At 69.5% G+C, this 18,028-nt stretch carries 19 protein-coding genes and 1 pseudogene; 14 read left to right on the forward strand and 6 right to left on the reverse strand.

Translation table 11 applies throughout. The annotated features are described in order from the left end of the window. Positions 1-40: 40 nt before the first annotated feature. The 6 genes and pseudogenes from rpsF to ABFY20_RS00120 all read left to right on the forward strand — a co-directional run. Positions 41-391, forward strand: a pseudogene (gene rpsF, locus ABFY20_RS00095) (30S ribosomal protein S6); the annotation flags it as partial. Positions 392-505: 114 nt separating this feature from the next. Then, a complete protein-coding gene (locus ABFY20_RS00100) occupies positions 506-1,030 on the forward strand; it encodes a single-stranded DNA-binding protein (RefSeq protein WP_171706713.1) in 525 nt (174 codons plus the stop codon). Between the two features lie 30 nt (positions 1,031-1,060). Next, positions 1,061-1,324: a 30S ribosomal protein S18 gene (gene rpsR / locus ABFY20_RS00105; protein ID WP_022895757.1), complete on the forward strand. Its 264-nt coding sequence runs from the start codon at positions 1,061-1,063 to the stop codon at positions 1,322-1,324. 11 nt (positions 1,325-1,335) lie between these two features. Then, a complete protein-coding gene (rplI, locus tag ABFY20_RS00110; RefSeq protein ID WP_368497908.1) occupies positions 1,336-1,788 on the forward strand; it encodes a 50S ribosomal protein L9 in 453 nt (150 codons plus the stop codon). Positions 1,789-2,130: 342 nt separating this feature from the next. After that, the gene (gene dnaB, locus ABFY20_RS00115; protein WP_368497910.1) at positions 2,131-3,516 is read left to right on the forward strand and encodes a replicative DNA helicase; all 1,386 of its coding nucleotides are present in this window, start codon (positions 2,131-2,133) and stop codon (positions 3,514-3,516) included. 302 nt (positions 3,517-3,818) lie between these two features. Further along, positions 3,819-4,487: a Fic family protein gene (locus ABFY20_RS00120; protein WP_368497911.1), complete on the forward strand. Its 669-nt coding sequence runs from the start codon at positions 3,819-3,821 to the stop codon at positions 4,485-4,487. Positions 4,488-4,515: 28 nt separating this feature from the next. Here the strand turns inward: ABFY20_RS00120 and ABFY20_RS00125 are convergent, their stop codons facing one another. Then, a complete protein-coding gene (locus tag ABFY20_RS00125) occupies positions 4,516-5,082 on the reverse strand; it encodes a MarR family winged helix-turn-helix transcriptional regulator (RefSeq protein ID WP_368497912.1) in 567 nt (188 codons plus the stop codon). 75 nt (positions 5,083-5,157) lie between these two features. Here ABFY20_RS00125 and ABFY20_RS00130 point away from each other — a divergent pair, with 75 nt between their 5' ends. From ABFY20_RS00130 to ABFY20_RS00140, 3 genes are read left to right on the forward strand one after another with little or no spacing between them, the layout of a single operon-like run. Next, a complete protein-coding gene (locus ABFY20_RS00130) occupies positions 5,158-7,290 on the forward strand; it encodes an MMPL family transporter (RefSeq protein ID WP_368497913.1) in 2,133 nt (710 codons plus the stop codon). 15 nt (positions 7,291-7,305) lie between these two features. Next, positions 7,306-7,902 carry a hypothetical protein gene (locus tag ABFY20_RS00135; RefSeq protein WP_368497914.1) on the forward strand — a complete coding sequence of 199 codons (597 nt, stop codon included), beginning with the start codon at positions 7,306-7,308 and terminating at the stop codon, positions 7,900-7,902. Further along, a complete protein-coding gene (locus ABFY20_RS00140; RefSeq protein ID WP_368497915.1) occupies positions 7,899-8,186 on the forward strand; it encodes a hypothetical protein in 288 nt (95 codons plus the stop codon). The genes ABFY20_RS00135 and ABFY20_RS00140 overlap by 4 nt, the downstream gene beginning before the upstream one ends. 81 nt (positions 8,187-8,267) lie before the next feature. On the opposite strand, the gene purB is transcribed toward ABFY20_RS00140, so the two are convergent. From purB to ABFY20_RS00160, 4 genes are all read right to left on the reverse strand, one after another. Further along, positions 8,268-9,659, reverse strand: a complete 1,392-nt coding sequence (gene purB, locus ABFY20_RS00145) for an adenylosuccinate lyase (protein ID WP_368497916.1) — start codon at positions 9,657-9,659, stop codon at positions 8,268-8,270. 73 nt (positions 9,660-9,732) lie between these two features. Beyond that, positions 9,733-10,263, reverse strand: coding sequence for a low molecular weight protein-tyrosine-phosphatase (locus tag ABFY20_RS00150; protein WP_368497917.1), 531 nt, complete (start codon positions 10,261-10,263; stop codon positions 9,733-9,735). 17 nt (positions 10,264-10,280) lie between these two features. Further along, positions 10,281-11,996 (reverse strand): amidase, encoded by a 1,716-nt coding sequence (locus ABFY20_RS00155; protein WP_368497918.1) that lies wholly within the window; start codon positions 11,994-11,996, stop codon positions 10,281-10,283. Beyond that, positions 11,993-13,042, reverse strand: coding sequence for an agmatine/peptidylarginine deiminase (locus ABFY20_RS00160; RefSeq protein WP_368497919.1), 1,050 nt, complete (start codon positions 13,040-13,042; stop codon positions 11,993-11,995). Before ABFY20_RS00160 ends, ABFY20_RS00155 begins: the two co-directional genes overlap by 4 nt. Positions 13,043-13,113: 71 nt before the next feature. Between ABFY20_RS00160 and ABFY20_RS00165 the strand changes: the two genes are divergently transcribed. Next, on the forward strand, positions 13,114-13,782 hold the full coding sequence (locus tag ABFY20_RS00165) for a TetR/AcrR family transcriptional regulator (protein WP_368497921.1): 669 nt from the start codon (positions 13,114-13,116) through the stop codon (positions 13,780-13,782). On the opposite strand, the gene ABFY20_RS00170 is transcribed toward ABFY20_RS00165, so the two are convergent. After that, complete coding sequence (locus ABFY20_RS00170) at positions 13,736-14,137, reverse strand: phage holin family protein (protein ID WP_171706700.1); 402 nt, start codon at positions 14,135-14,137, stop codon at positions 13,736-13,738. The genes ABFY20_RS00165 and ABFY20_RS00170 overlap by 47 nt on opposite strands. A 60-nt stretch (positions 14,138-14,197) precedes the next feature. On the opposite strand from ABFY20_RS00170, the gene ABFY20_RS00175 reads away from it, so the two are divergent. From ABFY20_RS00175 to ABFY20_RS00190, 4 genes are read left to right on the forward strand one after another with little or no spacing between them, the layout of a single operon-like run. Continuing rightward, entirely contained in the window at positions 14,198-14,791 is a 594-nt protein-coding gene (locus ABFY20_RS00175) for a GNAT family N-acetyltransferase (protein ID WP_368497922.1), read from the forward strand. 9 nt (positions 14,792-14,800) lie between these two features. Beyond that, complete coding sequence (locus ABFY20_RS00180) at positions 14,801-15,886, forward strand: histidinol-phosphate transaminase (protein WP_368497923.1); 1,086 nt, start codon at positions 14,801-14,803, stop codon at positions 15,884-15,886. Then, positions 15,883-17,004 (forward strand): thiamine pyrophosphate-dependent dehydrogenase E1 component subunit alpha, encoded by a 1,122-nt coding sequence (locus ABFY20_RS00185; protein ID WP_368497924.1) that lies wholly within the window; start codon positions 15,883-15,885, stop codon positions 17,002-17,004. Before ABFY20_RS00180 ends, ABFY20_RS00185 begins: the two co-directional genes overlap by 4 nt. Beyond that, positions 17,001-18,023 (forward strand): alpha-ketoacid dehydrogenase subunit beta, encoded by a 1,023-nt coding sequence (locus tag ABFY20_RS00190; protein WP_368497925.1) that lies wholly within the window; start codon positions 17,001-17,003, stop codon positions 18,021-18,023. The genes ABFY20_RS00185 and ABFY20_RS00190 overlap by 4 nt, the downstream gene beginning before the upstream one ends. Positions 18,024-18,028: the final 5 nt, after the last annotated feature.

Consider the following 18,028-nt stretch of genomic DNA (forward strand, 5'->3'; position numbering starts at 1 on the left):
AGACCGTCTGTGGCCGTTCTAGTCCGAAGGAGGTGGGTTTGTGACGCATCAGTACGAACTCATGGTCATCCTCGATCCCGAGATCGACGAGCGCACCGTGGCTCCGAGCCTCGACAAGTTCCTCAATGTCATCCGCAACGACGGTGGCACCGTCGACAACGTCGACATCTGGGGCCGCCGTCGCCTGGCCTACGAGATCAACAAGAAGAGCGAAGGCATCTACGCCGTGGTGAACCTCACCGCGACCGCCGACTCCACCAAGGAGCTCGACCGCCAGCTGAAGCTCTCCGAGGCCGTCATGCGCACCAAGGTGCTCCGCGCCGAAGAGGGAATGGCCCAGGTCGCCGCCGCCAAGAAGCTCGCCGACGAGAAGGCCGCCCGCAAGGCCGCCAACCCGAAGGCCGCTGCTGCCCCGGCTGCCGCTCCCGCCGCCTCCGCCTCGCCCGCTGCCGCCGTCAAGGCCGCTGCGTCGAAGGCGTCGACCAAGGCTGCCGAGTAGTCGATCATGGCCGGCGAGACCGTCATCACCGTGGTGGGAAACCTCACCGCCGACCCTGAGCTGCGCTACACGCAGAACGGGCTCGCGGTAGCGAACTTCACGATCGCCTCCACCCCCCGCACCTTCGACCGGGCGTCGAACGACTGGAAGGACGGCGAAGCGCTGTTCCTCCGGGCGTCGGTGTGGCGTGAGTTCGCCGAGCACGTCGCCGGATCGCTGACGAAGGGAAGCCGCGTCGTCGCGACCGGCCGCCTGCGCCAGCGCTCCTACGAGACGAAAGAGGGCGAGAAGCGCACCTCGATCGAGCTCGAGGTCGACGAGATCGGCCCCTCGCTCCGCTACGCGACCGCGCAGGTCACCCGTGCCACCTCCGGCGGCGGCGGTGGCGGCGGCTCCTTCGGGGGCGGCAACCGCGGTGGTCAGCCCGCCGTCGACGAGCCGTGGGCGGCATCCGCTCCCTCCTCGTCGGGTGGCTCGGGCGGCGACGTCTGGAACACTCCGGGCTCGTACGCCGACGACACCCCCTTCTAAACTCTCTTCTCTTTCAGAACAGGAATCACCATGGCTGGAAAGTCAAGCGGCGACCGCCGCAAGCCGCTCCGCGGCGCCAAGGGTGCGAAGAACGCCGCACCCGCGAAGTCGATCCGCGTCGGAGTCATCGACTACAAAGACGTCGCGACCCTGCGCAAGTTCATCTCGGAGCGTGGAAAGATCCGCGCCCGCCGTATCACGGGAGTCTCCGTCCAGGAGCAGCGCCTCATCGCCCGTGCCGTCAAGAACGCCCGCGAGATGGCACTCCTGCCCTACGCCGGCTCAGGCCGTTAAGGAGCAGCAGAATGTCGAAACTCATCCTCACCCACGAGGTGACCGGTCTCGGAACCCCCGGCGACGTCGTCGAGGTCAAGAACGGCTTCGCCCGTAACTACCTCATCCCGAAGGGCTTCGCCGTGGCGTGGAGCCGCGGTGGCGAGAAGCAGGTCGAGCAGATCAAGGCGGCGCGTGCCGCTCGCGAGCTGGCCACCATCGAAGAGGCCCAGCACATCAAGCAGTCGCTCGAGAACGCGACCGTCAAGCTCACCGTCAAGGCGGGCAAAGAGGGTCGTCTGTTCGGCTCGGTGAAGACCTCCGACATCGCCGACGCGGTGGCGGCGGCCGGCATCGGCTCGCTCGACAAGCGCAAGATCGAGATCCCCAACGCCATCAAGGCGACGGGCAACCACGAGGCCACCGTGCGCCTCCGTGACGACATCTCGGCGACGATCAGCCTTCAGGTGGTCGCAGCAAAGTAGTCCACCCGATCAAGGGGTGTCAAGGGTTCTTCCGGCCCTTGACGCCCCTTTTTCGCGCCCGGAATCCCCAGGCCTATGCACAGGGTGGATGCTCCATGACAACGTTCAAGTGTTGATCGAAGGATGTCTCTACTCACACCCTGTGTGCTGATGAAATGCCTGGTAGGGGCGTTTTTCACATTCTGATGTCGGTGGTTGTCCACAGACTAGTGCACACCTTGTGCACACGGGCCGCGGCGTTTCGCGCAGATCGTCCACAACGTTATCCACAAGCCAATTTGATCCGTTCGCCCGCTACCGCTTTGCTGGTGCGAGCAACGGGAACGACCAGGAGGAGACCACGTGTCGATCGCCCACCTCGGCCTTGCGGGAGACCAGCAGCGACCCGGCGACCGGGAGCCGCGTTCGGCCGGAGACCGCACTCCGCCGCACGATCTGCTGGCCGAGCAGAGCGCCCTGGGCGGCATGCTGCTCAGCAAGGATGCAGTGGCCGACGTCGTCGAGGTCATGCGTTCGGTCGACTTCTACGTGCCGAAGCACGAAGTGATCTTCGAGGCGTTGCTGAACCTCTACTCGCACGGCGAGCCCACCGACGTGATCGCCGTGACTGACGAGCTCACCAAGACGGGCGAGCTCGTGCGCGCGGGCGGTGCGGAGTACCTGCACACCCTCACCGGTCTCGTGCCGACGGCTGCGAACGCGGGCTACTACGCGTCGATCGTGGCCGAGAAGGCCGTGCTGCGGCGGCTCGTCGAGGCCGGCACCCGCATCGTGCAGATGGGTTACGCCAGCGAGGGTGAGGTCACCGATCTCGTCAACAACGCCCAGGCCGAGATCTACGCCGTCAACGGCGGCGTGGAGACCGAGGACTACGTGCCGCTCACCGTGGCCGTCACCGCCGCCATCGACGAGATCGAGGCGGCAGCGGGCAAAGACGGGCAGATGACCGGCGTGCCGACGGGCTTCGCCGACCTCGACAACCTCACCAACGGGTTCCACCCGGGGCAGATGATCATCGTCGCCGCGCGTCCGGCACTGGGTAAGTCGACCCTTGCGCTCGACTTCTGCCGCGCCGCATCGATCAAGAACGACATGCCGTCGATCTTCTTCTCGCTCGAGATGGGGCGGTCGGAGATCGCGATGAGGTTGCTCTCGGCAGAAGCATCCGTTCCCCTGCAGAGCATGCGCAAGGGGCGTATCGAGGGGCGCGACTGGACCACGCTCGCCTCGACCCGTGGCCGCATCAACGACGCGCCGTTCTACATCGACGACAGCCCGAACATGACCCTTGTGGAGATCAGGGCGAAGTGCCGGCGGTTGAAGCAGAAGGTCGGCCTCAAGCTCGTCGTCATCGACTATCTGCAGCTCATGACGAGCGGCAAGAAGGTCGAGAGCCGCCAGCAGGAGGTGTCGGAGTTCTCTCGCGCGCTGAAGCTCATGGCCAAGGAGCTGCAGGTTCCCGTGATCGCCCTGTCGCAGCTCAACCGTGGCCCCGAGCAGCGCGCCGACAAGAAGCCCGCCATCAGCGACCTCCGTGAGTCGGGTTCGCTCGAGCAGGACGCCGACATGGTCATCCTGCTTCACCGTGAGGGCGCCTACGAGAAAGACAACCCCCGCGCCGGCGAGGCCGACTTCATCGTCGCCAAGCACCGCAACGGCCCCACTGCCACCATCACCGTCGGTTTCCACGGCCACTTCTCCCGCTTCGCGGACATGCCTCCGGCCTAGCCGCGGGTAGCCACGAGAGCCGCGACTAACCGTGAATGTATCCAGTCCAGGATCTTAATTCACGGTAACCTTGCCCGTGGGAGGGGCTGGCGATGATCAACCGGACGACCCTCGATCGCATCGATGAGCTGTGGGATCGCTACCGCGATCTCTCCGAACGGCATGCCTCCGGGCTGACGGAGATAGCACTCGCGGAGCTGCCCGAGTCGGTGCATCAGTCGAACGCGATCGAGAACTCGACTCTGACGCTCGAGGACACGGAGCGCATCCTCGCGGGTCGCGTGCCCACGTCGGCTCGCGAGTTGCGGGAGATCTACGAGGCGAGCAACCTCGCCCGGGTGACCGATGACCTTCTCACGTCGACGGAGCAGCTGTCGGTCGAGCTGATCCTCCGCTGGCATCGCGAGTTGCTCACTGGAATCCGCGACGACGCGGCAGGGCGGTTCCGGCGCGGTGACGAGTGGGTACGGGTGGGCTCGCATTTGGGAGCGAATCCGGCCTTCGTGGCGGATCTCGTCGATCAGGCGCTCGCACGATATCGGACGGGCCCGCCGGACGGAGCGATCGAGCGCGTCGCGTGGTTCCACTGCGAGTTCGAGGTGATCCATCCGTTCGTCGACGGTAACGGCCGCATCGGGCGCGTGCTGATGAACCAGCAGCTGCTGGCCGAGGGTCTTCCGCCGGTGATCGTCAGGGCGCGCACGCGGCGGTCGGACTACTACCCGGCCCTCGACGAGTACGCGCGGACGGATCGGTACGACTCCCTGATCAGACTGCTCGCGCTGCTGGTGCTGGAGGCCTTGCACAAGCGTCTCGTGCTGCTCACGAGCAGAGAGGTGATTCCGCTGGCCGCGTGGGCACGCAAGGTGGGGATGCGGGGGACTGTTGCCGCGAACAGGGCGAAGCGGCAGACGCTGCCGGCGTTCAGGATGCGCGACCGCTGGATGATCTCGGCCGATCATCGGGAGTGAGGCTCACACCGCCGGCGGGCGCTGCGGGTCAGGGGTCGGGGGTGGCGGCGGTGCGGTAGACGGCGTCGACGCCGCGGAGGAAGCGCTCGACGACGGCGTGCTCCTCGGGGGTGAGTTCGGCGACGAGGTCGCCGAGGCCGTCGATGACGGGGCGCAGCTCGTCGATGGCGCGGAGCACCGAGCTGCGGGCGGGAACCACCACGATCTTGCGGCGGTCGTGCTCGTGCGGGTGCCGCTCGGCGTGGCCGAGCGCCACGAGGCGGTCGACGACGAGGGTCGACGCCGCCGTGGTGACGCCGAGGCGTGCAGCGAGGTCGCTCGGGGTGAGGGGGCCGCTCGAGATGAGGTGCTGCATCGCCGTGAGGTCGGTCTGGTTCACGGTGAGGGTCGAGGCGAGGCGCCGCTCGAAGGCGCGCGAGTGCGTGTCGATGTCGCGGAGGGTCGTGATGATGGGGTCGCGTTCCGAGATGCCGGCCTCGGCCAGCTCGTCGCGAGACCAGGGCGAATCGTCGTCACCGGGGTCGGTGCCGGCGCCCGCCGGCTCGGCGGTGGGGCGCTCGGCTTCCGGTTTGCGGTCGACATCCACGAGTGCCATGCTAATCCACTAGATAGCTAAGTTACTTGGTTATCTGGCAACTCGATCGAAAAGCCATGATGAGGGAGAGAGCGGATGCGGGCAGTCGCACGTTTCGTGAGCGGCAGGGGCACGGCCTGGCTGGTGCTCGGCCTGGCGGTCGTCGCCGTGGGGCTGTTGTTCGGCCTGCTGCCGAAGGGGTCGAGCGAGAGCTTCCCCGCCTCCGGACTTCCCGACTCGAGCGACGCCGCGAAGGTCTCCGCCCTTCTCGAGGAGTTCCCGAGCGCAGACAGCACAGCGGCGATCCTCGTCTACAGTCGCGACGACGACGCGGCGCTCGACGACACCGACCGTGAGGCCATCGCCGCCTCCGCTGCGGCGCTCGCCGAGGACTCGATCGCCCCCCAGGCCGTCGTGCCGCAGTTCAGCGACGACCAAGACGCCGCGATCGTCGTGGTGCCCCTCGACTCCGCGACGGCCGAGGACGACCTCGAGGGAACCGCGGAAGGCCTCCGCAGCACGGCGGCCGCGGGTCTGCCCGACGGCGTGACGGTGCTGCTCACCGGTCCCGTCGGCTTCCAGGCCGATATCAGCAACGCCTTCGCCGGCGCCGATTTCCGGCTGCTGCTCGTGACCGTCATCGTGGTGGCGGTGCTGCTCATCGTCACCTACCGCAGCCCGGTGCTGTGGATCGTGCCGCTCGCCGTCGTCGGCATCGCCGACGGCCTCGCGCGCGTCGTGGTGACCACGCTCGCCGACCCCCTCGGTGTGACCATCGACGCCTCCATCGGGGGCATCCTCTCGGTGCTCGTCTTCGGCGCGGGCACGAACTACGCCCTCCTGCTCGTCGCCCGCTACCGCGAGGAGCTCACCCGCGAGAACGATCGCCACCGCGCCATGCTCACGGCCGTGACGAGCGCAGGCCCCGCCATCGCGGCGAGCGGTGGCACCGTGGCGCTCAGCCTCCTCACCCTCGTGTTCGCCGAGCTCGCCGGCAACCGGGCCCTCGGCATCGCCTGTGCCATCGGCATCGCGATCGCCGTGCTGTTCGCCCTGATCGTGCTGCCCGCAGCCCTCGTCGTCTGCGGCCGCGGCCTGTTCTGGCCGTTCGTGCCGCGCGTGCACGCCTCGGGCGACCACCACCACGCTGCCCGGAAGCCTTCGCTCTGGACCAGACTCGGCCGCGGCGTCAGCCGCCGTCCCGCAGTGGTGGCGATCGTCGCGACCCTCGGCATCGGCGCTCTCGCCCTCGGCCTCTTCGGGGTGCGCATCGGCCTCTCGCAGGTCGACCAGCTCGTGGGCGAGCCGGAGTCGGTGGTCGCCCAGCGCGTCATCGACGACTCCTTCTCGGCGGGCCTCACCGGACAGACCATCGTGCTGACCCCAGACGCCGCGGTCTCCGACGCGACCAGCATCGTCGAGGGCGTCGACGGCGTCGAGGCGGTGCGACCGGGTGAGAGCGCCGAGGGCTACACCCGGCTCGACGTCACGCTCTCCGCCGAGCCGCAGAGCGACGAGGCCTTCGCCACGATCGAAGCGCTGCGCGCCGCGTTCCAGGATGCCCAGGGTGATGCCTCGGAGAGCCTGGTCGGCGGCAGCGACGCCACGGCCCTCGACGAGAACACCGCCGCGGCAGCCGACCAGGCGCTCATCATCCCGCTCATCCTGGCGATCGTGTTCGTCATCCTGGCACTGCTGCTGCGCTCGCTGGTGGCGCCGGTGCTGCTCATCGTGAGCGTGCTCGCCACCTTCTTCGCCAGCCTCGGGGCCTCGAACCTCATCTTCCAGAACCTGATGGGCTTCCCGGCGTTCGACGCGAACGTCGTGCTGTTCGCGTTCCTCTTCCTCGTCGCGCTCGGTGTCGACTACAACATCTTCCTCACCACGAGGGCGCGCGAGGAAGCGGCTCGGCACGGTACCCGAGAGGGGATGGTGCGCGCGCTGAGCTCTACCGGCGGGGTGATCACGAGTGCCGGCATCCTGCTGGCAGCGGTGTTCGCGGTGCTCGGCGTGCTGCCGGTCGTGGCGCTCACGCAGATCGGCGTGATCGTGTGCATCGGCGTGCTGCTGGACACCCTGGTGGTGCGCACGGTGCTGGTGCCGGCTCTGGTGCTCCTCACCGGCGACCGCTTCTGGTGGCCGTCGCACCCCGCCCGGGGGGCCTCGGGAGACACGACCGGGAGAGGCTCCCAGGCTGAGCACAATAAACTGGGGGCACGAGCTAGCTGAATCGAGGCTTTCCGCGTGACCGACGCAACCCGAACTCTCCCGCGGTCGCCCTATTGGGGCGTTCCCGTGGCCCGGGCGATCCCGTTCGTCGTCACCGCCCTCGTCATCACCTTCGTCTCCAACCACTCCGCCCAGGTGGGCCTCCTCTCCTACGGCGTGTTCGCGATCGTGTCGGGTCTCATCATCGCCGTGCTGTCGTGGCGCACCGTCACCGAGCGGAGCATCCGTGTCGTCTTCCTCGTGCACGGTGTCTCGGGAGTCGTGTTCGGGGCGCTGGCGCTCGCGTTCAGCACCGGTGGGCTCGGCTTCTTCCTGTTCTGCGCGACGATGAACTCCGCCATCGGCGGGTTCCTCGAGCTCTACGTCGGTCTCCGCAGCACCAAGAACCCCGCGGGCCGCGACTGGGCGATCGTCGGCGTGCTCACCGTCGTGTTCGCCCTCGTCCTGATCTTCTTCCCCACCGATCCCGTCTTCGCGGTCGGGATGCTGGGCGCCTACGCCGCGATCGTCGGGCTGTTCCTCGTCATCGCCGGCCTCTCGCTGCGCTGGGGAGTCCAAGCGGTGCCCGCCGCGACCACCGGGCAGTCCCCTCGGGGCGGAAAGGCATCGTGAACCAACCCTCGAGGCGCGACCGGCTGAAGCCCGTCGAACTGCTCGTGCTCTCCGGCATCCTTGCCCTGTTCGTGGGGCTGACGGTGTTGCTGTCGACACGCGAGATCGTGCTGTCGCTCATCTTCTTCGGCATCGCCTTCATCGTCGTGCTCGTGGTGATGGCGATGTTCTCGCTGTCGATCAAGCCCAACGAGTTCGAGCAGCACGAGATCGACGGCGACGGCGACGGCGACGCCACCGGGTCGGTGCCAGGAGGGGACGACAAGCGGCCCTCCGGCCACTGATGCCCGGCCGCTGAGGTCGTGCGCTGAGGTCGTGCGCTGAGGCGCGCGGCCGGCACTCGCCGGCCGCGGCCTCCCCGCCCCCTACTCCCCCTGCAGGATGTGGTCGACGAGCTCCGACGCCAGCCCGGTGTACCCCGCCGGGGTGAGCGCCACCAGCCGCTCCTTCGCCTCGTCGCCGATGTCGAGCCCGCGCACGAACTCGACCAGTTCCGCCTGACCGATGCGGCGGCCGCGGGTGAGCTCCTTGAGGAGCGCGTACGGGTCGGCGATCGACGAGCGCCCCGCCGTCACCTCGGCCCGCACCACGGTCTGGATGGCCTCGCCGAGCACCTCCCAGTTCGCATCGAGGTCGCGGGCGAGCACGTCGGCGGCGAGCGAGATCTGCCCGAGGCCGCCCTTGATGTTGTCGAGGGCGAGCAGCGAGTGGCCGAGGGCCACGCCGACGTTGCGCTGCGTGGTGGAGTCGGTGAGGTCGCGCTGGAGCCTCGAGGTGACGAGGGTCGCGGCGAGCGAGTCGAGCAGCGCGCTCGAGAGCTCGAGGTTCGCCTCGGCGTTCTCGAAGCGGATGGGGTTGACCTTGTGCGGCATCGTCGACGAGCCGGTCGCCCCGGCGACGGGGATCTGAGCGAAATAGCCCATCGAGATGTAGGTCCACACGTCGGTGCACAGGTTGTGCAGGATGCGGTTGGCGTGGCTGATGCGCGAGTAGAGCTCGGCCTGCCAGTCGTGCGACTCGATCTGCGTGGTGAGCGGGTTCCATTCGAGGCCGAGCGAGGTGACGAAACCGCGCGAGACGGCCTGCCAGTCGGCTGTGGGGTCGGCGACGAGATCGGCGGCGAAGGTTCCTGTCGCACCCGAGAACTTGCCAAGGTACTCGGTGCCCTCGATCTGCTTCTTCACCCGCTCCAGGCGGTGCACGGTGACGGCGAGCTCCTTGCCCATGGTGGTGGGGGTGGCGGGCTGGCCGTGGGTGTGGGCGAGCATGGGCACGTCGCGGTACTCCACCGCCTGGCGTCGAAGCTCCTCGATCACCGCGGTGAAGGCGGGGAGCCAGACATCCGTCACCGCCGAGCGGATGGTGAGGGCGTAGGAGAGGTTGTTGATGTCCTCACTGGTGCAGCCGAAGTGGGTGAGCTCGGCGATGTGGTTGAGCCCGAGGTCGGCCAGCTTGCGGCGCACGTAGTACTCGACGGCCTTGACGTCGTGCCGCGTGGTGGCCTCGAGCGAGGCGATCTGGTCGATGTCGGCCTGACCGAACTCCTGCACCACGGAGCGCAGCCGGCGGGCGAGCTCGGGGTCGAGGGGTTCTGAACCGAACATCGAGTTGTCGGTGAGGTGGAGCAGCCAGTCGATCTCGACGTGTACCCGCGCACGGTTGAGACCGGCCTCGGAGAGGAACTCGCCGAGCTCGGAGACGGCGGGGCGGTAGCGGCCGTCGAGGGGGCTGATGGGCTGGGGAGGCAGAGGGGGCATGACGTCTTTCGTGCTGGGGGCTGGGCGGGACGGTGCGGTCGGCCGGGTGGCCGGGCGAAGGCGGTTCGGGCGGTCAGAGGACGGGGTGCGGCCGGCGGAACGCGGGCTCGAGCTGCCGGAACAGCGCCTTGCAGGAGTGCTCGACCATAGCGAGCACCGAGTCGAACATCGCGGAGTCGGAGTAGTACGGGTCTGGCACGTCCGACCGGCCGGCGTACTCGGGGTCGAAGCTCAGGAGCAGACGGACCTTCTGCCGGTCTTCCTCTGAGCGCGCCCACGAGCGCAGCACCCGCTCATGGCTGCGGTCGAGAGCGACCACCAGGTCGAGCCGGTCGAACCACGACGGGTCGAACTGGCGCGCGCGGTGGAGGCTGCCGTCGTAGCCGCGTGCCCGCAGGGCTGCGACCGTGCGGGGGTCGGCGTGCTCGCCGACGTGCCACTCCCCCGTGCCTGCCGAACTGACCACGACGCGGTCGCCGAGACCGGCTTGGTCGACGAGGTCGCGCATCACCACCTCGGCCATCGGCGATCGGCAGATGTTCCCGGTGCAGACCATGCTGATGCGGAACGCCTCGTCTGCGGGCTCATCGGGGTCACGGGGCATGGCCCTCATTCTCGCACTCAGGCCGTGCGACCCCCAAGGGCGGGAGTGCGCGGGGGCTCGGTGCGCCGCGGCGCGAGCGCCTCGAACGCGGCGGCGAGGCGCAGCAGGGCGGTGTCGGAGTATGCAGCGCCGGCGAAGGTGAGCCCGACCGGCATGCCGATGTCGTCGAGGGTTCCCATCGGAACCGTGACGGTGGGGATGCCGAGGTGGCGGGGCACGAGGTTGCCGTTCGCGACCCACACCCCGTTCTGCCAGGCGCGCTCGGCCGAGCGCTCGTCGACGTCGGCGTCGGCGGCGCCCACGTCGGCGACGGCAGGGAAGACGACCGCGTCGAAGCCGTTCCGGGCCATCCACTCCTCGAGATCGACTCTCCGGGTCTGTTCGAGGCCGTGGAGGCCCCGGTCGACGCCGGGAATGCCCTCGAGCGGCACCACTCCCTCGTTCCGGGCGCGCTCGGCGTAGAGCGCGAGGTCGAAGTCGAAGTCGCCGTAGCGATCGGGCAGGGCGCCCGGCGGATGCGGGAAGATGCGCGGCCCGTCGACGTCGGCGAGCCGGTTCAGCGCCGGGTCGCCGTTCTGGGCGAGGAAGTCGTTCCACGCCCACATCGACAGCTCCCACAGCTCGCGCTCGAAGAACTCGGGCGGCACGAGGCCCCGGGTGTACACGGTGGGAGCCCCAGGCCGGTCGCCCTCGTAGTTCGACACGACGGGGAAGTCGCACGGCACGACCGCGGCGCCCGCCGCCACGAGGTCGCGTCGCGCCGCCTCCCAGAGCTCGATGACGGATGCGCGGGTGACGATGCGCTGCCCCGTCGGCCCCCCGATCCCCGGCTTGTCGCCCGTGCCGGCCTCGGGGTCGGCGTTCACGTACATCCGTGGCACGCCGAGCCGCACCCCGGCGAGCGGCAGCGGGTCGTCGAGGAGTGCGGGGTACGACGCCGGCCGAACCTCCGAGGCGCGCGGCAGCCGCACCCAGGGCTGCACTCGCCAGAAGTCGCCCCGGGTCTCCTCGTCGTCGGCGACGACGACGTCGAGCACCTCGAGCAGGTCGGCAATGGTGCGGGTGTGCGGCACCACCACGTCCATGGTGGGCACGAGCGGCCAGTTGCCGCGCACCGAGATGACGCCGCGCGAAGGCGTGTAGGCGCAGAGCGCGTTGTTCGAGGCGGGGGCGCGGCCGGACGACCAGGTCTCCTCGCCGAGCCCGAAGGCGGCGAAGCTGGCCGCGGTGGCGGTGCCCGAGCCGTTCGAGGAGCCCGAGGCGAAGGCAGCCGTGAGGTAGGCGCCGTTGTAGGGGCTCTCGGCGCGGCCGTAGAGCCCGCGCTGCATGCCGCCGTTGGCCATGGGGGGCATGTTGGTGAGGCCGAGCAGCACGGCACCCGCGGCCCGCAGCCGCTCGATGGTGAAGGCGTCGCGCTGGGCGACGAGATGCTCGAACGCCGGCGACCCGGCTGCGGCGGTGAGGCCCTTGGCGAGGTAGCTGTCCTTCGCGGTGTACGGGATGCCGTCGAGCGGCCCCAGCACCGTGCCCGCCGCCCGTCGGGCATCGGAGGCCCGGGCGTCGGCGAGGGCGTCGGGGTTGTCGACGATCACCGCATTGAGACGGATGCCCGATCTGTCGTAGGCCTCGATGCGCCGCCGATAGGCCTCCACCAGGCCCACGCTCGTCACCGTGCCGCTCTCGAGGGCGGCACGCAGCTCGGCGATCGAGGCCTCCACCACGTCGACGTTCACGCGGCACCCCGCGCGGGAGCGGCCCCACGCGACACCGGCTGCTGCTGCGTGATGCAGTGCACCCCGCCACCGCGCTCCAGGATGGGCCGGGCATCGACGGTCACCACGTCGCGCCCGTAGGCCTCGGCGAGGATCGACGCCGCCCGCGCATCCGCCTCGGCTTCGCCGTAGCCGCAGGCGATCACCCCGCCGTTCACGACGAGATGGTTGGCGTAGTTCCAGTCGACGAACCCCTCGGCGTCGCGAAGCGTGGCGGGCGCAGGCAGCTCGACGATCTCGAACGAACGGCCCCGCGCATCCGTGGCCCGCTCGAGCACCGCGCGCACCTGCCGCACCACCCCGTAGTCGGGATGCGCCGGGTCGTCCTGCCAGTGCAGCAGCACCCGCCCGGGACCGGCGAACGCCGCCACCATGTCGACGTGGCCGCGGGTGCCGGGTGCCTGATAGTCGCGGGTGAGGCCGCGGGGCAGCCAGACCACCGTGGTGACACCGAGGGTGCGGCGGAGCTCGGCCTCGACCCGCCCCTTGGTGAGGTAGGGGTTGCGGAAGGGGTCGAGCTGCACGGTCTCGGTGACGAGCACGGTGCCCTCGCCGTCGACGTGGATGCCGCCGCCTTCGTTCACGAGCATCGAGGTGACGATCTCGGCCCCGGCGAGGGTGCCGACGCGCTCGCCGATGAGGGAGTCCCTGTCCCAGGTGGTCCACGAGGTGGCGCCCCAGCCGTTGAAGGTCCAGTCGACGGCGCCGAGCCGGCCGTCGTCGCCGAGCACGAAGCTCGGGCCGATGTCGCGCATCCAGAAGTCGTCGAGCGGAGCCTCGACCAGCTCGATCTCGGCCGAGAGCAGCCGGCGGGCGTCGGCGAGCGCGCTCGGGTCGACGACCATGGTCACCGGCTCGAAGCCTGCGACGGCGTTCGCGACGGCGGCCCAGGCCCTGCGGCCCTCCTCGGCCGACTCCGGGTCGTCGCCGAGGGTGTATCCGGGGCGCGGGAAGGCCATCCAGATGCGCTCCTGCGGGGCCCATTCGGCCGGCATCGTCCAGGTCATCACCGCTCCTCTCGCTTATTGATCATGCGACCAATAGGATTGGGATCGAGGCTACGGAGGGAGTGCCGACGATGTCAAGAGCCACCCGCACCCGCCTCAGTGCACCCGAGCGCGCGGCTCAGCTGGCGACGACTGCCTGCGAGCTCGCGCTCGAGGAGGGGCTCGGCGCCCTCACTCTGCGAGGCCTCGCAGCCCGGGCGGGCGTCGCCCCCGGGCTCGTCGCCCACTACGAGCCCAGCATGGAGGCACTCGTCGCGCGCACCTATTCGGCGATCGTCGCGGCCGAGCTCGACGAGGTCGAGGAGCTGCTGGCGGGCGTGCGCTCGCGGAACTCCGACGGGGGTGAGGTCGCCGCACTCGCCGTCCTCATCCGCACCCTGCTCGACCCCGCCCGCGACGCCACGACGGTGGTGTGGGTCGAGGCGTGGGGGCTCGGCCGCCGCAACGAGGCGCTCGCCTCGGCGGTGCGCGACCACATGGCGGCCTGGAACGCCCTGGTGACCGAGCTCGTCGAGGCGGGGGTCGCCTCCGGCCGCTTCAGCACCGACGACCCGCCCGCGGTGGCGAGGCAGCTCATCGGGCTGATCGACGGCGCGAACGCTCAGGCCATGGTGCTGCACGGCGACACGGCCGGGCAGCAGCTCCTCATCGCGCAGGTGCTGGAGCGGATGCTCGGGCTCGCGCCCGGGTCGCTCAGCGGTCGCGACGACCCGCCAGGGGGCGGAGGATCGCGCCGATGATCGCCGAGAGGATCGCGAGGACCAGAGCGCCGAAGACCGTGCTCCAGAAGCCGTCGACGACGAGGCCGAAGCCGAACCAGCCGGTCACCACCGACACCAGCCAGAGCAGCAGCGCGTTCACGAACAGCGCGATGATGCCGAGGGTGAGGATGTACAGCGGGAACGCGACGATGCGGATGGCGCTGCCGATGATGCCGTTCACGATGCCGAAGATGAGGGCGACGAAGAGGTAGGTGAGGATGGTGTCGAGCGCGCCGTCGTCTCCGAAGGAGTCGATCTTGACCCCGGCGACGATCAGCGTGGTGAGCCACAGGGCGATGGCGTTCGCGATGAGGGAGACCAGGAATCTGCGCATGACCCCACTATCCCAGACGGGGGTGTTCCGCGGAACGGCCAGGGATGACAGAGTCGAGGCATGGTGAGCACGCTCTGGGCACCCGACTATCCGGTCGCGACGCCGCGGCTCGATCTGCGGCCGCACCGTGCGGGCGACCTCGACGACCTGATGCGCTACCACTCCGACCCCGAGGTGGTGCGCTACATCCCGTGGCCGGTGCGCACACCCGACCAGATACGAGAGGCCATCGCCTCCCGTGCGAAGCAGGGCGTCGTCTCCGCCCCCGGGCAATGGCTGGTGCTCGCGATGGAGCTGCGTGCCGAACACCGCGTCATCGGCGAGGTGCTGCTGAAGTTCGACAGCGAGACGGATGCACGGGGCGAGCTCGGCTACGCGATGGCAGCCGATGTGGCCGGCCACGGCTACGCCACCGAAGCCGCGCACGAGATGCTGCGGCTCGCCTTCGACGAGTTCGGGCTGCACCGCGTGATCGCCCGGCTCGACGCGCGGAACGACGCATCCGCTCGGCTGCTCGAGCGGCTCGGCATGCGTCGGGAGGCCCACTTCGTGAAAGACGAGTTCTTCAAGGGCGAGTGGACCGACACCCTCGTCTACGCGATGCTCGCCGAGGAGTGGCCTATATTCCGGAGTCGCTTTCACAGCGAGAACTAAGATGAACGGATGAGTTCCGGCATCGCGAGCAGCCCGGTGAAGCTGCGCCCCGAGATCCTCGCCCTCCCCGCCTACCGACAGGGTCAGGCGGCCCCCACCGGTTTCAAGCTGTCGTCGAACGAGAACCCGTTCGACCCGCTGCCCGGAGTGCTCGACGCGGTCGACGCCGCCACCCGCACGCTGCACCGCTACCCGAACGCGGCGGCCCCCGAGGTCACCACGCGCATCGCCGCGGACTGGGGGGTGGAGCCCGACGAGGTCATCCTCGCCGCAGGCTCGGTGGCCCTGCTCGTGCAGCTCACCCTCACGGCGGCCGGGCCGGGCGACGAGGTCGTCTACTCGTGGCGCTCGTTCGAGGTGTACCCGTGGATGACGGTGCTGCCTTCGGCCGTGAAGGTCGCCGTGCCGAACACCCCCGACCATCGCCACGACCTCGACGCAATGGCCGCCGCCATCACCGACCGCACCCGGCTCGTGCTCGTCTGCTCCCCCAACAACCCCACCTCCTCCATCGTCACCGCTGAGGAGTTCGAGCGGTTCATGCAGAAGGTACCCACCGACGTGCTGGTCATCCTCGACGAGGCCTACGCCGAGTTCGTCACCGACCCCACAGCGGTGAACGGGCGCACGCTGGTGCGTCGGTACCCGAACCTCGTCATCCTGCGCACCTTCTCGAAGGCCTACGGGCTCGCCGGGCTCCGCATCGGCTACGGCATCGGGCCGGCCGAGGTGTTCACCGCCGCCCGCATCGCGGCGATGCCGCTCAGCCTCACCGACCACGCCCAGGTCGCGGCCATCGCCTCGCTCGATCGCGGCGACGAGCTGCGGGCTCGGGTGGCCGACATCGCCGCCCGCCGCGACGCCATCTACGACTCGCTCGTCGAGCAGGGGTGGACGAGCATCCCCCGTCCGCACGGCAACTTCGTCTGGTACCCCACGGGCGAGCACACCGAACGGGCGCTCGAGATCTTCCGCGACCACGGCATCATCGCCCGGGCGTACCTGCCCGATGGCATCAGGCTCACCATCGGCGAGGCCGAGTCGGTCGAGAACGTGCTCGCCGCATCCGCTCAGATCATGAGGGAGTTCGCATGACCGACCAGACACCCGTGAGGTTCCTCACCACAGAGGGCGAGTTCGCGCCCACCGAGGCGGCCGAAGAGTACGCCGGCTACCTCGACCGCCTGAGCGAGGGCGATCTGCGCGAGTTCTACCGGCAGATGGCCGTCGTGCGCCGCTTCGACCTCGAGGGCACGAACCTGCAGCGGCAGGGGCAGATGGCCCTGTGGGTGCCGAGCCACGGCCAGGAGGGCGCCCAGGTGGGCTCGGCCTTCGCCGCCCGCCCGCAAGACCACATCTTCCCCTCCTACCGCGAGCACTCCGTCGCCAAGGTGCGCGGTGTCGACATGCTCGGCGTCGTCGAGCTGCTGCGCGGCAACACCCACGGCGGGTGGGACCCGACCGACCCCACGAACGGCAATGTGCACGGCTACTGCCTCGTCATCGGCTCGCACGCGCTGCACGCCACGGGCTATGCCATGGGGATGCAGCGCGACGGCGTGGTGGGCACGGGCGACGACTCCGTCGACGCCGCGGTGCTCTGCTACTTCGGCGACGGCTCCACCTCGCAGGGCGACGTGAGCGAGGCCTTCGTGTTCTCGGCGTCGAACCAGTCGCCGAACGTGTTCTTCCTGCAGAACAACCAGTGGGCCATCTCGGTGCCCGTCTCGGTGCAGTCGCGCACACCGCTCTACCTCCGCTCGCGCGGCTTCGGCATCCCGAGCGTGCAGATCGACGGCAACGACGTGCTGGCGAGCTTCGCGGTCACGACGAAGCACCTCGACGAGGCCCGCGGCGGCAACGGCCCGCAGTTCATCGAGGCGCTCACCTACCGCATCGGCGCGCACACCTCCTCCGACGACCCCACGAAGTACGCCGACCCCGCCGAGCACGAGCGCTGGGTGTCGCGCGACCCCATCGCGCGCTTCGAGACGTACCTCAGGTCGCTCGGCGAAGGCGACGCCTTCTTCGCCGAGGTGAAGACCGAGGCCGAAGACTTCGCCGCCGACATCCGTCACCGCACACTCGCCCTCGAGCCTCCGGCGGCCGACATCCTGTTCGACCACGTCTACTCCGAGCCGCACCCCGTGATGGCCGAGCAGAAGCTGTGGCTCGAACGCTACGAAGCCTCGTTCGAGGAGGAGACGGCATGAGCATCGAGACGACGACGACGGATGCTTCTGCCGCGGCCTCCCGGGTCGAGGAACTGCCCATGGCGCGGGCCCTCAACGCCGGGCTCCGGCAGGCGCTCGCCGACGACCCCAAGGTGCTGCTCATGGGTGAGGACATCGGTGCGCTGGGTGGCGTGTTCCGTGTCACCGAGGGGCTGCAGGCGGAGTTCGGGAAGACCCGCGTCGTCGACACCCCGCTCGCCGAGTCGGGGATCGTCGGCACGGCCATCGGTCTCGCGATGCGCGGCTACCGGCCCGTGTGCGAGATCCAGTTCGACGGGTTCATCTACCCCGGCTTCGACCAGATCACCTCGCAGCTGGCGAAGCTCACCAATCGCGGCCAGGGGGCCTTCACGATGCCCGTCGTCATCCGGGTGCCCTACGGCGGGCACATCGGTGCGGTCGAGCACCACCAGGAGAGCCCCGAGGCGTACTTCGCCCACACAGCGGGCCTGCGCGTCGTGAGCCCGTCGACGCCGAACGACGCGTACTGGATGATCCAGGAGTCGATCGCCTCGAACGACCCGGTCATGTTCTTCGAGCCGAAGAGCCGCTACTGGCCGAAGGGGCCGGTCGACTTCGCCGGCACGGCGGCGCCGCTGCACGCCAGCCGCGTGGTTCGCACGGGAACCGACGTCACCCTGCTCGCCCACGGCGCCATGGTCAGCGTGCTCATGGCCGCCGCCGAGATCGCCGCCGGTGAGGGCGTGAGCTGCGAGGTCGTCGACCTGCGGTCGCTCAGCCCGGTCGACTACGGGCCCATCCTCGACTCGGTCACGAAGACCGGCCGCCTCGTGGTGGCGCAGGAGGCGCCCGGTTTCGTGAGCGTGGGCTCCGAGATCGCCGCGACCGTCGCCGAGCGCGCCTTCTACTCGCTGCAGGCGCCGGTGCTCCGCGTCTCCGGCTTCGACACCCCCTTCCCGCCGGCCAAGCTCGAGACGCTGTACCTCCCCGATGCCGATCGCATCATGGAGGCCGTCGACCGGGTGATGGCGTACTGAACCGA

The sequence above is a fragment of the Herbiconiux sp. A18JL235 genome, assembly GCF_040939305.1.
Classification (GTDB): Bacteria; Actinomycetota; Actinomycetes; order Actinomycetales; family Microbacteriaceae; genus Herbiconiux.